Origin of the sequence: Allobosea lupini, assembly GCF_900109525.1 — a bacterium.
Lineage (GTDB): Bacteria > Pseudomonadota > Alphaproteobacteria > Rhizobiales > Beijerinckiaceae > Allobosea > Allobosea lupini.
Genome location: NZ_FOAN01000003.1, coordinates 365489 through 378882 on the forward strand (window position 1 = coordinate 365489; position 13394 = coordinate 378882).

A 13394-nucleotide genomic window follows, 5' to 3' on the forward strand; every position below is an offset into this window, starting at 1 on the left:
CTGATCAAACCGATCCGTGTTTCTGTCGCTCAATCAAGCATAAAAATGTCATGACCAATTACTAGCGTTCAAAATTTGCGAGCATCCGCTTCAATAAATTGATTACTTGTTCGATCTCCTGCGTACTGAAACCTTGCACAGCCAAGTCATTCCCGTCATCCATTATCTCAGAAATGACCGGCAACGCGGAGTTTGCTTTTTCGGTAAGGCGAATGAAGCTGCTCCGGGCGTCCTTCGGGTCCTTGCGACGTGTAACAAAACCGTCGCGTTCAAGCCGGCTTAAGAGTTGTGCCGTGCTGGATTGCTCTACCCCAAGAAGTTCGGTCATTTGCTTTTGCGTCAGCTCGCCCCCCTCGGAGAGAGCACTGATCACTGGGTATCCAGCAAGACCGGTGCCTAAAGGCTGAATCCGCTCTTCCGCGTAGCGGGACATCAACCGTGCCAGCCTTACTACGAGGTAACCCGGCCTCTCGCGCAACTTCCATCTTGGTCCTACAGTACCCACTGACATCAAATCCTGTCTGCTGGAGCATTAGATCTAGTTCGCCGCCTTGGGCCTCCGGCGTAGCAGGCAGGCCTGGAACACCGGCAACGTCCAGCCGTCATCGTCTATTCGGGTCGGCATCACTCCGACCTCCATATCAGTCGAACCTATGTATCACACGTTGAATTGGGAAAGCGGTTACTGAACGTCATCGAACTGATGCCAGCCTCTGGGATGAACCGCCCGAGAGCGGACGTTCCAAATATCAGCCAGGGGCCAACTCTCGACAGAAAATTAGTCACTGCGGTTGTCGTGCGGAACCGCAGTCGCGCGGGCTTAGCAGAGAAACGGCCCTTTGAAAGGCGCAAAAGTTCTCGGCTGCCGTGGAACAGAGAACGTCCCGGCGCCTTCAAAGCGCGGAAATACCGGCCATTTCGAGCGGTTCTGCGCCGAGGGCTGAAGCGGTGAGACTAGCTGGCGGACAGGGCGGGATTCGAACCCGCGATACGGTTTCCCGTATACACACTTTCCAGGCGTGCGCCTTCAACCACTCGGCCACCTGTCCGGCGCGCTGCTTATGGCGCCCACGCGCGCGACTTTCAAGGCCTAAAGCCGCAGGCCGCACAGGGTTGCGTGCAATTGTCCTTTGCCGTTGCATGATCGCGGGCGAGGAGACACATGCAGATGCGCCGGTGCGGCCGATCGAGGCTCTCGCGGCGCCGGCTGTGGCGGGAATGGGGGAAGGCTTGCGGGTTCTCGTCAGGATGCTGGGCTACCTTCTCGTCGCCGGCGGCTTCGTCGCGCTGCTCACCGATGGCGCGCGCTCGATCGCCAATTCGGCCCTGCGCTTCACGCCGCTCGGCGAGACCGCGCTGACGTTTCTCGGCGAGCGCTTCCGTCAGCTGCAGCCCGCGGTCGAGCGCAATCTCCATCCCATGCTCTGGGATCCGGTGCTGGTCCATCTGCTGCAGGTGCCGACCGCAGCGGCCGGATTGCTGCTCGGCTTCCTCCTGCTCTGGCTCGGTGCGGCGCCCAAATCCGTGATCGGCATCGTCACGCGACGGTGAGCATCCTGATGAGCCGTGTCGCCGTGGGCCCGTCCTCGTGCGGCAGTCGATCGTTCGCATCGAACGTGCGATGGGCTTGTAAGTTCCCCATATGTTCTTGCAACCCTGGCGCGCTTCCGCTAGCGTCACTGCGCGGAGCTGGGGTGGGCTTGGAATGGTGACGCGGGTCGCGACGGTAGCGTTCGAAGGCATCGAGGCGCGCGCCGTCGATGTACAGGTCCAGGTCACGCCGGGTGGCGTCGCCTTCATCCTCGTCGGCCTGCCGGACAAGGCGGTCGGCGAGAGCAAGGAGCGCGTCCGTGCCGCGCTGATCGCGTCGGGGCTGGCGCTGCCGGCCAAGCGCATCACGGTCAACCTCGCCCCGGCCGACCTGCCGAAGGAAGGCAGCCATTACGATCTGCCGATCGCGCTGGGGGTCATGGCGGCGATCGGCGCGATCCCGGCTGACGCGCTCGCCGGCTACACCGTACTTGGCGAACTCGCCCTCGACGGCTCGATCACCCCGGTTGCCGGGGTGCTGCCGGCCGCGATCGCAGCCTATGGCCGAGGGCAGGGGCTGATCTGCCCCGCCGCCAGCGGGCCGGAAGCGGCCTGGGCGGCCCGCGATCTGGATATCCTCGCGCCGCGCTCGCTGATCCAGCTCGCCAACCATTTCAAGGGCACGCAGGTGATGGCGCGGCCGCAGCCCGCCGTCGCCCGCCAAGGCGGGCCGCTGCCCGACCTGCGCGACATCAAAGGCCAGGAGAGCGCCAAGCGCGTCCTCGAGATCGCAGCCGCCGGCGGCCACAATCTCCTGATGAACGGGCCGCCCGGCGCCGGCAAGTCGATGCTGGCGAGCCGCCTGCCCTCGATCCTGCCGCCGCTCGATCCGCGCGAGCTGCTGGAGGTCTCGATGGTGCTTTCGGTCGCCGGCCATCTCGCCGATGGCGAGTTGACGGACCGACGCCCCTTCCGTGCTCCGCATCACTCGGCCTCGATGGCCGCACTCGTCGGTGGAGGCCAGCAGGCCCGGCCCGGCGAAATCTCGCTCGCCCATCACGGCGTGCTCTTCCTCGACGAATTGCCGGAGTTCCAGGCGCACGCGCTCGATGCGCTGCGCCAGCCGATGGAGACTGGCGAGGTGCTGATCTCGCGTGCCAACCACCGCACCGTATACCCCGCGAATTTCCAGCTGATCGCCGCGATGAATCCCTGCCGCTGCGGCGAGGCGACCGAGCCCGGCTATGCCTGCCACACCCGGCCCAACGAGCGATGCATGGCGAGTTATCAGGCGAAGATTTCGGGCCCGATGCTCGACCGTATCGACATCACCATCGAGGTGCCGGCGTTGACGGCGGCCGACCTCATCCTGCCGGCTGCGTCCGAAGGTTCGGCCGAGGTCGCGGGCCGCGTGGCGGCCGCCCGGGCCCGCCAGTCGGCTCGCTACGCTGCGCTGGGGCTGGCGGGCGGTACGACCAATGCCCGCTGCCCGGCCGCGCTGCTGGACGAGGTGGCACGACCGGATGCGGCCGGGCTCGCGCTGCTGCGCAGCGCCGCCGATGCGATGCGGCTTACGGCACGCGGCTACCACCGCGTGCTCAGGGTCGCGCGGACGCTCGCCGATCTCGACGGCGATAGCGGGGTCGGGCGCATCCATCTCGCCGAGGCGCTGTCCTATCGCTCGCGCATCGACCAGGCGGCACAGGCTGCCTGATCAGGGATTGCCGCCTGATGAAAGGTTAATGAAGCCGTTCGAACCAACCGGGCATCCTCGCGGATAGGGCGAACCCTTTCTCAAGAGGGGCCGTGATAGATGGTCGGGCATGATCGAGCTGCCGTCTCTCCTCATTCTGTTGACCGGCGCCGCCATTGCCTTGGCGATCGCTTGTGCCATCGTCGCGATCCGGCTGCTGCGGGAGCGCCGCCAGGTGACCCGGCAGGCGAGGGCGCTGACGGCCGATGTCGAGAAGCTGAGCGACCGGCTCTGGGTGCTTGCCGACAGCGAGGAACGCTATCGCAGCCTGATCGAGGCACAAGGCGATCTGATCGTGCGCCGCAGCGAGGGCCGGATCATCTACGCCAACGCCGCCTATGCGGCGCTGATCGGCAAGAGCGAAACCGAGGCCGTCGGCAGCGTCGAACAGCCGCGCGTGCGCAGCGCCCGGCCGGCGCAGATGCTGCCGGGCGGAGCCCGCGTCGTCGACGAATGCATCGAGACGCAAGAAGGCGAACGCTGGCTCTCCTGGGTCGAGACGGTCGTCCCGGTCGCAGCCGGCCAGACCGTGCTGCAGCGGGTCGGCCGCGAGATCAGCGGGCGCATCGCAGCCGAAACGGCGCTTGAGGAAGCGCGCAGCCGGGCCGAGGAGGCGAGCGCCGCCAAGTCGCGCTTCCTGGCGACCGTGAGCCATGAATTCCGCACTCCGCTCAACGGCATCCTCGGGATGGCCGACCTGCTCGGCGATACCAGGCTCGACCCGGAGCAGGCGACCTATGTCAAGGCGCTCAGAAGCTCGGGCGAGGCGCTGCTCGGGCTCGTCGACGACATTCTCGACTTCGCCAAGGTCGAGGCCGGCAAGCTCGAACTTGCCGATGCGCCGTTCGATCCAGCCGCGCTGATCGAGGACGTCACCGAGTTGATGGCGCCGCGCGCCCAGGCCAAGGGCATCGAGATCTCCACTTTGCTCGGGCCCGCCCTGTCGGGACAACTCGTCGGCGACGCGGAGCGCCTGCGCCAGATTCTGCTCAATCTCGTCGGCAATGCTGTGAAGTTCACGCAGGCGGGCGGCGTCGGCATCGAGGCCGATGCTGTCGCCGGTCAGTTCGTCGTCGCCATCGCCGATACGGGGCCGGGGATTCCGGCCGAGCGTCTCGCGACGATCTTCGAGGAGTTCGAGCAGGGCGGCATGACCGGCCATCGCGACCAGGCCGGTACCGGTCTTGGCCTCGCCATCGCCCGCCGGCTCGCCCGCGCCATGGGCGGTGAGATCGAAGCCGGGAATCGCGCGGAGGGCGGCGCATTGTTCCGGCTGGTTCTGCCGTTACGAGCCGGCACAGCCCAAATCGCGTCTCCGGCCTCCCCGAACTGGCAGGGTCGGCGCATCCTGGTCGCATCCTCGGCGCCGTTCAGCGCGGCCCATATCGCAGCCTGCCTCGAACGGACGGGCGCGCAGGTTCTGCGGGCCGGCGATCATGCTCGGGCCCTCGCGGCGCTTGCCGGCGATTCGGCCCTGTCCGCGGTGCTGATCGACCGCAATCTTCCGGGCGGCGAGGTCGAGGCGGTGGCGGCCGCGGCGCGACGCGCCGGCGTAGCCGATATCGTGATCATCTTGGCGCCGGCCGAGCGCCGCAGCTTCGGCTCCCCCTATGCCGCCGGCTTCAGCGGCTTCCTCGTCAAGCCGGTCCGGGCGCGCTCGCTGCAGGCGCGGCTCGACCCGGTCGAGCGGCTGCAGCACGCAGTCGCGACGGCGCCGGCCGGCGACGCGTCGGCGGAGCAGCCTGTCGCCGGCTTGCGGGTCCTCGTCGCCGAGGACAACGAGATCAACGCGCTTCTGTTGACTCGCACGTTGGAGCGGCTCGGCTGCCTTGCGGTCTGGGCGCGTGATGGCGGCGAGGCTGTCCGCCTGGCCGAAGAGGCCCGCGCCGGCCGGTCGCCAGGGTTCGATCTCGCCTTGCTCGATGTCCGCATGCCGGTGCTGGACGGGCTCGCCGTCGCCCGGAACATCCGTGCGGCCGAGAAGGCGCAGGGCCTCGCCCGGCTGCCGATCGTCGCCGTCAGCGCCAACACGGCGGAGGATGACAGGCGCGAGGCGCTCGCCGCCGGCATGGATGATTGTCTGGCTAAGCCCCTGTCACGCGATCAGCTGCGTGGCTGGATCGAGCGGCTTTCGCAGCTGCGAACGGGCGAGATGCTGTCGGCCTGAGCCTGGGTTTGCTCCCCAGGCGGTTGGCTTCGTCATCACAGTGACGTAGTTTTGTCGCGATCCCGTAAGACGGTCGGCGCAGAGCTGTCATGCGCCGATCCGAGATCGCAGGGGCCAGACCGTCTATGACGCACGACGTTTTTCAGGGTGCCCGTCAGCCGGCAAAGCAGAAGCTGGCCGGCCAGGCCCTGTTGCAGCGTTTCTCCCCCTCGAGCCTGCTGGCTGCCGGCAAGCAGCTCGGCGGCTTCGCCTTCCCTGGCGCTGACGCTCTGTCCGGCACGCTCGGCCGCTCCGGCGCGCTCGAGGTCCGTTTGGCGCGTGGCCCGCGCGAGATCTGGCGGGCGCAGCGCCTGCGCTACCGTGTGTTCTATCAGGAGATGTCGGCCAAGCCCGATGTCGTCTCGCGAATGTTCCGCCGCGACGCCGATCGATTCGACGCCGTCTGCGATCATCTCCTCGTCATTGACCATGCCGCGCGTGGTCGCTTCGGCGGGATCAAGCCCAAGGTCGTCGGCACCTACCGGCTGATGCGTGAGCAGGCCGTGGCCAGGCTCGGCGGTTTCTACACCCAGTCCGAATTCGACATCGCGCCGCTGCTGGCGCGCCATCCCGAGATGCGCTTCCTGGAGCTCGGCCGCTCCTGCGTGCTGAAGCCCTATCGCACCAAGAAGACGGTCGAGCTGCTCTGGCATGGCATCTGGGCCTATTGCCGCCATCACCGCATCGACGCGATGTTCGGCTGCGCCAGCCTGGACGGCACCGACCCCGACATGCTGGCGCTGCCGCTCAGTTTCATCCACCATCACGCCACCGCCCAGGGCGACTGGCGCGTCGTGGCCCAGCCCGATCGGCATGTGGCGATGGATCGCCTCCCGGCCGGCATGATCGACGCCAAGCTCGCGCTGAAATGCTTGCCGCCGCTGGTTAAGGGCTATCTGCGCCTCGGTGCCCGCTTCGGCGCCGGCGCCGTGGTCGACAAGCAGTTCGGCACCACCGACGTGTTGGTCATCCTGCCGGTTTCTGCGATCGACCGGCGCTATATCGAGTATCTCGACGGCGACGCCGGGCGCTACGCCGCCTGAGCGCGATCACTCGCCGGATGCGGCGAGGTCGCGCAGCGCCTGCCGGTAATCCGGATAGCGGAAGGCATAGCCGAGTTCGCGCTTCACCAGCGCGTTCGAGACGCGCTTGTTCTCGCCGTAGAAACTCGCGGCCATCGGCGACAGCTTCGCGGGGTCGAACGGAGTTTCCGGCGGCGGAGCGAGCCCGGCGACCTCGGCCGCGAAGCTGACGACATCCTGCGGCGGTGCCGGCTCGTCATCGGTGACGTTGTAGATCGCTCCGGCGCGCGGCGCCTCGATCGAGGCCATCAGTATGCCGGCAATGTCGTCGACATGGATGCGGTTGAAGACCTGACCGGGCTTGACCAGGCGGTTGGCGGTGCCGGCCCGCAATTTGGTGATCGGGCTGCGGCCCGGGCCGTAAATGCCAGACAGGCGGAAAATCTGCACCGGCTTGCCGCTGCGCTCGCCGAAGGTGAGCCAGTCCTGCTCGATCTCCAGCCGCTGGCGTGAGCGCCGGCTGGTGGGTCGGCATTCGGCCGTCTCGTCGATCCAGGCGCCGCCATGGTCGCCATAGACCCCGATGGTCGAGAGATAGCCGATCCAGCGCAGCTTCTCGGCCGCGGCCAGCTTGTCGGCGAGCGCGCCGAGCACCGGATCGCCGCTCTCGTCGGGCTGGGCCGAGACCAGCACCGCGTCTGCATCCGCAACGAGCTTTGCCAGGGGTGTCGAGACCGCAAAACCGCCGAAGACCAGAGTGTGCAGGCCTTGCCTGCTGAGTTCGCCGGCCTTTTCGGCCGAGCGCACCGTTCCGGTGACCTCCCAGCCCTTCGCCAAGGCGGCGCGCGCGAAGAACCCGGCGGAATAGCCGAGGCCGAAGATGACGAGCTTCATGCGGGTTCCAGTTGGTTCGGAAAAGGCTGAGCCCATTCGGCTCTGACCTCGGGGTCGGTTTCCCGCGCGAGGCGGGCCGGCGCGAGTTCCGCGGCGCGGCTGGGCACGAGCTGCCAAAGCGCCCAGGCCGCCATCGCCCTCACCAAAGACGAGGGATCGTCGAGCAGGGCTTCGGCATTTGCGACCAGCGTCGGATCGCCGCTGTTGCCGATCGCAATCAGGACATTGCGGATGAACCGGTCGCGGCCGGTGCGCTTGACCGGCGTGCCGGCGAAGAGCGCGCGGAAGGCGGCGTCATCCAGCCCGGCGAGATCGGCCAGCGGCAACGCGTCGAGCTCTCCCTTCAGCGCCAGGCGCGTCTCATGCGCGGCCTCCGCGAACTTGTTCCAGGGGCAGACGGCGAGGCAGTCGTCGCAGCCGAAGACGCGGTTGCCGATGCCTTCGCGGAATTCTGCGTCGATATGGCCCTGATGCTCGATGGTGAGATAGGCGATGCACCGGCGCGAATCGAGCTGATAGGGCGCCGGGAAGGCCTTGGTCGGGCAGATGTCGAGGCAGCGCGTGCACGAGCCGCAACGGTCGCGCTCCGGCTCGTCCGGAGGCAAGTCCGCGCTCGTGTAGATCGCGCCCAGGAAGAGCCAGGCGCCGTGCTGGCGCGAGACCAGCACCGTCTGCTTGCCCTGCCAGCCGAGGCCCGCTGCCTGGGCCAGCGGCTTTTCCATTACTGGGGCGGTGTCGACGAAGACCTTGACCTCGGCGTCGCCACGCGCCGCCAGCACGCCGGCGATGCTCTTCAGCTTGCCCTTGATCACATCGTGATAGTCGCGCCGGCGGGCGTAGAGCGAGATGGCGCCGCGGTCGCGCTGCGCCAGAACCGCAAGCGGGTCGCCTTCGCCCGCATAGCTCATGCCGAGCATGACGATCGAACGCGCCGCCGGCCACAGGGTCGCCGGATCGGCGCGCTCCGCCGTGCGCTCGGTCAGCCAGGTCATGTCGCCGTGATGGCCGGCCTCCAGCCAGCCGGCGAGGCGGGCGGGCGCTTCGGGAATGGCGTCGACCGAGGCGACGCGCAGCACCGAGAACCCCTCGGCCTTGGCGCGCGCGGCGATCGCGGCCTTGAGCTTGTCGGGGCTCAGAAGTCCAGGTCGTCGTAATGGGCCGAGGGCGCCATGCCGGGAATCCGGTCGCTCAGCAGCGGCCGGAAGCTCGGTCTGGACTTGATCCTCGCATACCATGCGCGGGCGGCCTCATCCTCGTCCCAGGGCACGTCGCCGAGATAGTCGACGCAGGAGAGATGCGCCGCCGCGGCAAGATCGGCATAGCTCAGATTGTCGCCGGCGAGCCAGTTCCGTTTCGCCGTCAGCCAGGCGATGTAGCGCAGATGATAGCGCACATTGCCGCGCGCCGCGCGGATCGCGCTCATTTCCGGCGGGCCGCCGCCCTCGTCCCGGCTCATGAAGCGCTTCATCACCTTCTCCAGCACGAGCGGAGCGGTGATTTCCTCGTTGAACTTGATGTTGAACCAGTCGAGCAGCCGGCGCACCTCGATCCGCCCGCCCGGGCCTTCCGGCAGCAGGCGCCGTTCGGCCAGCGCGAGCCCGCGAGTCTCATCGAGATATTCGGCGATCGGTCCGGGGCCGGGCACGACGAGCCCGCTATCCTCGCGCAGCACCGGCGTCGTCCCGGCGGGATTGAGCTCGAGGAACTCGCGCCGCCGTTCCCAGACGCGCTCTTCGACCAACGTGGCGTCGAGGCCGAACTCGCCGAGTGCGAGCCGGATGAAGCGCGAATGCGGGCAAAGCGCATAATGGTGAAGCGTGGCCATCGATTGCTGGAACTGAGGACGGTTCGGGTGAGGTAGGCCGGCGCTGATGCAGCGCAATGGAGCGCCCCCGTATAGGCCTGCCGGCTAAGCCTAACAACCCGGGACGGGGTGAAGTGGCGGATTGCGCAGAAATCCTTCCCGGTCTGGTAACCAATTTGCAAAGACCCTGCGCCATAGCTTTAACGCGTTCGGCACAGCTTTGTTGCGCCGCACCAGCAAGGCTCGGAAGGACCCTCCCATGCATGACCTTCTTGTCGCCGCCGTGCTCGGCGTGGTCGAGGGGCTGACCGAATTCCTGCCGGTGTCCTCGACCGGCCACCTGCTGCTGCTCGGGCATTTTCTAGGCTTTGAATCCAAGGGCAAATCCTTCGAGATCCTGGTCCAGCTCGGCGCGATCCTCGCGATCCTGCTGGTCTATTTCCGCCGCCTGCTCGATATCGCCCTGCGCTTGCGCACCGATCCGTCTGCGCGTCGCTTCGTCATCGGCGTGCTCATCGCCTTCCTGCCGGCTGCGGTGATCGGCGCGCTGGCGCACGGCTTCATCAAGGGCGTGCTGTTCAACCCCTTTCTGGTCTGCTGCACGCTGATCGCCGGCGGCCTCGTCCTCCTCGTCGTCGACGAGCTGGAGCTCGAGGTGAGACATCACGACGCCACCAATTTCCCGCTGCCGATGTATCTCAAGATCGGCTTCATCCAGTGTCTTGCGATGGTGCCCGGTGTCTCTCGCTCCGGATCGACCATCGTTGGCGCGATGCTGCTCGGCGCCGACAAGCGGGCCGCGGCCGAGTTCTCCTTCTTCCTGGCGATGCCGACGATGGCCGGCGCCTTTGCCTACGACCTGCTGAAGAACTACAAGGAGCTGACGACCAACGATCTCACATTGATCACGATCGGCTTCGTCACCGCCTTCATCTCGGCGCTGATTGTCGTCCGCAGCTTCCTCGATTTCGTCTCGAAGCGCGGCTTCACGCCCTTCGCCTGGTGGCGGATCATCGTCGGCTCGGCCGGCCTCGCCGGGCTCTGGGTCTTCGGCTGAGCTCAGCCTGAAGCGGGTAAGGGCCCGCGCCAGGTTCCGAGCAGCATCTCCAGGAAGCGTTCCGCCGCTGGCGCCAGCTTGACCCCGCGGCGCCGGACCACGCCGATCGTGCGCGAAACTTCCGGGTCGCGGATCGGCCGCGTCACGATGATCGGGTGGTTCTCGCCCGGCGTCGCCAGCTTCGGCAGCACGGATATGCCGAGGCCCGCCTCGACCAGCCCGAGCGAGGTCGACAGATGCGTCACCTCGAACGACCAGTCGAGCCTGACGCCGACCTTGACCAGGGCCGCATCGAGGATGGCACGGTTGCCGCTGCTGCGGCTGACGGTGACCAGCGGATGGCCTTCGAGATCGGCCCAGCCCAGGGATGATTTCTGCGCCAGCGGATGGTCGTGCCGGCAGGCGAGCACGAAGGGATCGTCGATCAACGGCTCGAAACTGAGCTCGCCATCGGAGCCGCCGATCAGGTTGATGCCGAACTCGACCTCGCCGCGCGCCACCGCTTCCAAGCCGTCATTGGCCGAGAGGTCGAGGATTCGGAAGCGGATGTTCGGGTACTGCGCCTGGAAGCGCGCGATCACCGAGGGCAGGAAGTAGAAGGCGGCCGTGGGTACGCAGGCGAGCGCGATCAGTCCGGCGCGGCGGCTGCCGAGATCCCGCATCGCGAAGATCGAGCTGTCGAACTCGTCGAGCATGCGCCGGACCAGCGGCAGCATCTCGCGCCCGACCATAGTCAGCGCGACCCGGCGCGTCGTCCGCTCCAGCAGCGCCGCCCCGACCGCGCTTTCAAGGCGCTGGATGCGCCGGCTCAGCGCCGGCTGTGACATGTTGAGCGCCTCGGCGGCGCGGTGGAAGCCGCCGAGCTCGACGACCGAGATGAAGGCGCGCAGATCGAGGGCTTCAAAATTGATACTCATGGCGTATCAATAGCGTCGATCTCTGCATTTCACAGCAGTTATCTGATTTGAGAAGAGAGGGCATCGCCAATCGCCGGGTGACGCCCTTGTCCGCTCCCTTCCAGCTCCCGCATCCTCAGGCCCTGCGCATCCCCTGCGTGCTGATGCGCGGCGGCACCTCGCGCGGCCCGTTTTTCCTGGAGCGCGATCTGCCGAGCGATCCGGCGGCGCGCGATCGCGTCCTGCTCGCCGCAATGGGCTCGCCGCATATGCTGCAGCTCGACGGGCTCGGTGGCGGCAATTCGCTGACCAGCAAGGTTGCGATCGTCAGCCGCTCCAGTCGGCCCGATGCCGATGTCGACTATCTCTTCGCCCAGGTCGCGGTCGAGCGCGCTCATGTCGATCTCAGCCCGAACTGCGGCAACATGCTCTCCGCCGTCGGCCCCTTCGCGATCGAGGCCGGGCTGGTACCGGCGCTCGACGGCGAGACGATAGTGCGCATTCACAACCGCAACACCGGCGCGCTGATCGAGGCAGCCGTGCAGACGCCTGGCGGTGTCGTCGCCTATGACGGAGCGACCGCGATCGACGGTGTCGCCGGCACGGCCGCCCCGATCAAGCTCGGCTTCCTCGAAGCCGTCGGCTCGAAAACCGGCGCATTGCTGCCGACCGGCTGCGCTCGCGAGGAGATCGACGGCGTCCCGGTGACGCTGGTCGACTATGCCACGCCGATGCTGCTGCTGCGGGCAAGCGATCTCGGCCTTGCCGGCGATGAGACGCCGGCCGAGCTCGATGCGAATGCCGCCCTGCTGGCGCGCCTGGAGGGGCTGCGCCGCGAGGCCGGCCGCCGCATGGGTCTCGGGGATGTCGCCGGGCGCGTCATTCCCAAGGTCGGGGTGCTTTCGCCGGCGCGTCGCGGCGGCAGCCTGACCTCACGCTATTTCACGCCGGATCGCTGCCACCGCAGCCATGCCGTCACCGGAGCGCTCTGCGTCGCCGCGGCAAGCCGTATCGCCGGCAGTGTCGCCGCCGAGATGCTGTCCCCCGGGATCGGCTCGCTGATCGCGGTCGAGCATCCGAGCGGCGCCATCCAGGTCGACCTTGCGCTCGATGCCGCCGGTCAGGTGGCCCGCGCCAGCCTGGTCCGCACGGCGCGCCGCATCTTCGAAGGAAACGTCATCGTCCCCGCCAGTGCGATCCTCGCGCTTGCAGAGAGGGCGGAAACGGGAGGAGAACTGACCCATGACGATCACGCGCCGCCATCTCTGCAGCCTGATCACGGCCGCTCTGGCCAGCACCTGCCTGCCTGACTTCGCCCGCGCCCAGGCTGCCTTCCCGGACAAGCCGATGAAGCTCCTGGTGCCTTACGCCGCCGGGGGCGGCACGGACGCGATCGCGCGTCTCGTCGCCCAGGGCGTCGGCGAGCGGCTCGGCCAGTCGCTGGTGGTCGAGAACAACGGCTCGGCCGGTGGCAATCTCGCGACAGCACAGGCGGCTGCGGCTTCGCCGGACGGCTATACCGTGCTGATGGCCAATCAGGGCCCGATGGTAGTCAACCCGCATCTCTTCAAGAACGTCCGGGTCGATCCGCTGACTGCATTCGACCCGCTGACGCTGATCTCGGCGGCGCCGCTCGTCGTGGTCGTCGCGCCGAATTCGCCACACAAGACGCTGGCCGAGCTCGTCGGCCAGGGCCAGAAGAACCCGGGCAAGCTGACCTATGGCTCGGCCGGCAACGGCTCGGCCAGCCATCTGGCGACGATCCTGCTGGCGCAGACCGCGCAGTTCGAGGCGGTGCATGTGCCTTATCGCGGCGCCGGCCCGGCGCTGACCGATCTGCTCGCCGGCAACAGCGACTTCATGATTACCACCGTGCCGTCCGTGCTCGGCCTGATCGAAGGCGGCAAGGTCAGGGCGCTGGCGGTGACCGGCAAGGCGCGCGCCAAGCTTTTCCCCGAGGTTCCCTCGGTCGCCGAGAGCGGCTGGCCGGACTACGAGGCAACGGCCTGGTACGGCTTTGTCGTGCCCAAGGGCACGCCCAAGGACATCGCGGCCAAGCTGCGTCAGGCGACGGTCGAGACCATCAACAGCCCGATCATCCGCGAGCGTCTGCAGAACGAGGGTGCCGAGCCGATCGGCAACAAGCCGGAGGAGTTCGCAGCGATGATGGAAGCGGAGTCGCGGCGCTGGGCCGGCATCATCAAGCAGGCCCGCCTCGCCATCAACTGAGGC

The 13394-nt window shown here is 67.4% G+C and carries 12 protein-coding genes and 1 tRNA gene; 7 read left to right on the forward strand and 6 right to left on the reverse strand.

Going from position 1 to position 13394, the window contains the following annotated elements; all coding sequences use genetic code 11:
- Positions 1-61: 61 nt before the first annotated feature.
- Both BMZ21_RS11095 and BMZ21_RS11100 read right to left on the reverse strand, forming a co-directional pair.
- Positions 62-433: a MarR family winged helix-turn-helix transcriptional regulator gene (locus tag BMZ21_RS11095; RefSeq protein WP_158673539.1), complete on the reverse strand. Its 372-nt coding sequence runs from the start codon at positions 431-433 to the stop codon at positions 62-64.
- A 526-nt stretch (positions 434-959) separates the two neighbouring features.
- A tRNA-Ser gene (locus tag BMZ21_RS11100) sits at positions 960-1049 on the reverse strand.
- Between the two features lie 199 nt (positions 1050-1248).
- On the opposite strand from BMZ21_RS11100, the gene BMZ21_RS11105 reads away from it, so the two are divergent.
- The 4 genes from BMZ21_RS11105 (at position 1249) to olsB (ending at position 6532) form a co-directional block, all read left to right on the forward strand.
- Positions 1249-1551 carry a hypothetical protein gene (locus tag BMZ21_RS11105; RefSeq protein WP_100963244.1) on the forward strand — a complete coding sequence of 101 codons (303 nt, stop codon included), beginning with the start codon at positions 1249-1251 and terminating at the stop codon, positions 1549-1551.
- A gap of 154 nt (positions 1552-1705) precedes the next feature.
- Entirely contained in the window at positions 1706-3244 is a 1539-nt protein-coding gene (locus BMZ21_RS11110) for a YifB family Mg chelatase-like AAA ATPase (RefSeq protein ID WP_091833398.1), read from the forward strand.
- Between the two features lie 109 nt (positions 3245-3353).
- Entirely contained in the window at positions 3354-5450 is a 2097-nt protein-coding gene (locus BMZ21_RS11115) for a response regulator (RefSeq protein WP_091833401.1), read from the forward strand.
- A gap of 125 nt (positions 5451-5575) precedes the next feature.
- The gene (gene olsB, locus BMZ21_RS11120; protein ID WP_211200375.1) at positions 5576-6532 is read left to right on the forward strand and encodes a l-ornithine N(alpha)-acyltransferase; all 957 of its coding nucleotides are present in this window, start codon (positions 5576-5578) and stop codon (positions 6530-6532) included.
- Between the two features lie 6 nt (positions 6533-6538).
- On the opposite strand, the gene BMZ21_RS11125 is transcribed toward olsB, so the two are convergent.
- Genes BMZ21_RS11125 through BMZ21_RS11135 form a run of 3 tightly spaced genes read right to left on the reverse strand, consistent with a single transcriptional unit; the run spans position 6539 to position 9230 of the window.
- Positions 6539-7405, reverse strand: coding sequence for an SDR family oxidoreductase (locus BMZ21_RS11125; protein WP_091833407.1), 867 nt, complete (start codon positions 7403-7405; stop codon positions 6539-6541).
- Positions 7402-8640, reverse strand: coding sequence for a tRNA epoxyqueuosine(34) reductase QueG (queG, locus tag BMZ21_RS11130; RefSeq protein ID WP_091833410.1), 1239 nt, complete (start codon positions 8638-8640; stop codon positions 7402-7404). Before queG ends, BMZ21_RS11125 begins: the two co-directional genes overlap by 4 nt.
- A complete protein-coding gene (locus BMZ21_RS11135) occupies positions 8538-9230 on the reverse strand; it encodes a glutathione S-transferase family protein (protein WP_091833413.1) in 693 nt (230 codons plus the stop codon). Before BMZ21_RS11135 ends, queG begins: the two co-directional genes overlap by 103 nt.
- 238 nt (positions 9231-9468) lie before the next feature.
- On the opposite strand from BMZ21_RS11135, the gene BMZ21_RS11140 reads away from it, so the two are divergent.
- Entirely contained in the window at positions 9469-10266 is a 798-nt protein-coding gene (locus tag BMZ21_RS11140) for an undecaprenyl-diphosphate phosphatase (RefSeq protein ID WP_091833417.1), read from the forward strand.
- A 2-nt stretch (positions 10267-10268) separates the two neighbouring features.
- Here the strand turns inward: BMZ21_RS11140 and BMZ21_RS11145 are convergent, their stop codons facing one another.
- Positions 10269-11183, reverse strand: a complete 915-nt coding sequence (locus BMZ21_RS11145; RefSeq protein WP_091833420.1) for a LysR family transcriptional regulator — start codon at positions 11181-11183, stop codon at positions 10269-10271.
- Positions 11184-11269: 86 nt separating this feature from the next.
- Here BMZ21_RS11145 and BMZ21_RS11150 point away from each other — a divergent pair, with 86 nt between their 5' ends.
- Complete coding sequence (locus tag BMZ21_RS11150) at positions 11270-12472, forward strand: 4-oxalomesaconate tautomerase (RefSeq protein ID WP_280141479.1); 1203 nt, start codon at positions 11270-11272, stop codon at positions 12470-12472.
- Positions 12405-13391 (forward strand): Bug family tripartite tricarboxylate transporter substrate binding protein, encoded by a 987-nt coding sequence (locus BMZ21_RS11155; RefSeq protein WP_091833423.1) that lies wholly within the window; start codon positions 12405-12407, stop codon positions 13389-13391. The genes BMZ21_RS11150 and BMZ21_RS11155 overlap by 68 nt, the downstream gene beginning before the upstream one ends.
- The last annotated feature ends 3 nt before the right edge of the window (positions 13392-13394 follow it).

What these genes read in the sequence shown, in the direction of transcription:
- BMZ21_RS11095 (WP_158673539.1), bottom strand. Translation starts at nt 433, where the DNA reads ATGTCCCGCTACGCGGAAGAGCGGATTCAGCCTTTAGGCACCGGTCTT.
- BMZ21_RS11105 (WP_100963244.1), top strand. Translation starts at nt 1,249, where the DNA reads ATGCTGGGCTACCTTCTCGTCGCCGGCGGCTTCGTCGCGCTGCTCACC.
- BMZ21_RS11110 (WP_091833398.1), top strand. Translation starts at nt 1,706, where the DNA reads ATGGTGACGCGGGTCGCGACGGTAGCGTTCGAAGGCATCGAGGCGCGC.
- BMZ21_RS11115 (WP_091833401.1), top strand. Translation starts at nt 3,354, where the DNA reads ATGATCGAGCTGCCGTCTCTCCTCATTCTGTTGACCGGCGCCGCCATT.
- olsB (WP_211200375.1), top strand. Translation starts at nt 5,576, where the DNA reads ATGACGCACGACGTTTTTCAGGGTGCCCGTCAGCCGGCAAAGCAGAAG.
- BMZ21_RS11125 (WP_091833407.1), bottom strand. Translation starts at nt 7,405, where the DNA reads ATGAAGCTCGTCATCTTCGGCCTCGGCTATTCCGCCGGGTTCTTCGCG.
- queG (WP_091833410.1), bottom strand. Translation starts at nt 8,640, where the DNA reads ATGGTATGCGAGGATCAAGTCCAGACCGAGCTTCCGGCCGCTGCTGAG.
- BMZ21_RS11135 (WP_091833413.1), bottom strand. Translation starts at nt 9,230, where the DNA reads ATGGCCACGCTTCACCATTATGCGCTTTGCCCGCATTCGCGCTTCATC.
- BMZ21_RS11140 (WP_091833417.1), top strand. Translation starts at nt 9,469, where the DNA reads ATGCATGACCTTCTTGTCGCCGCCGTGCTCGGCGTGGTCGAGGGGCTG.
- BMZ21_RS11145 (WP_091833420.1), bottom strand. Translation starts at nt 11,183, where the DNA reads ATGAGTATCAATTTTGAAGCCCTCGATCTGCGCGCCTTCATCTCGGTC.
- BMZ21_RS11155 (WP_091833423.1), top strand. Translation starts at nt 12,405, where the DNA reads ATGACGATCACGCGCCGCCATCTCTGCAGCCTGATCACGGCCGCTCTG.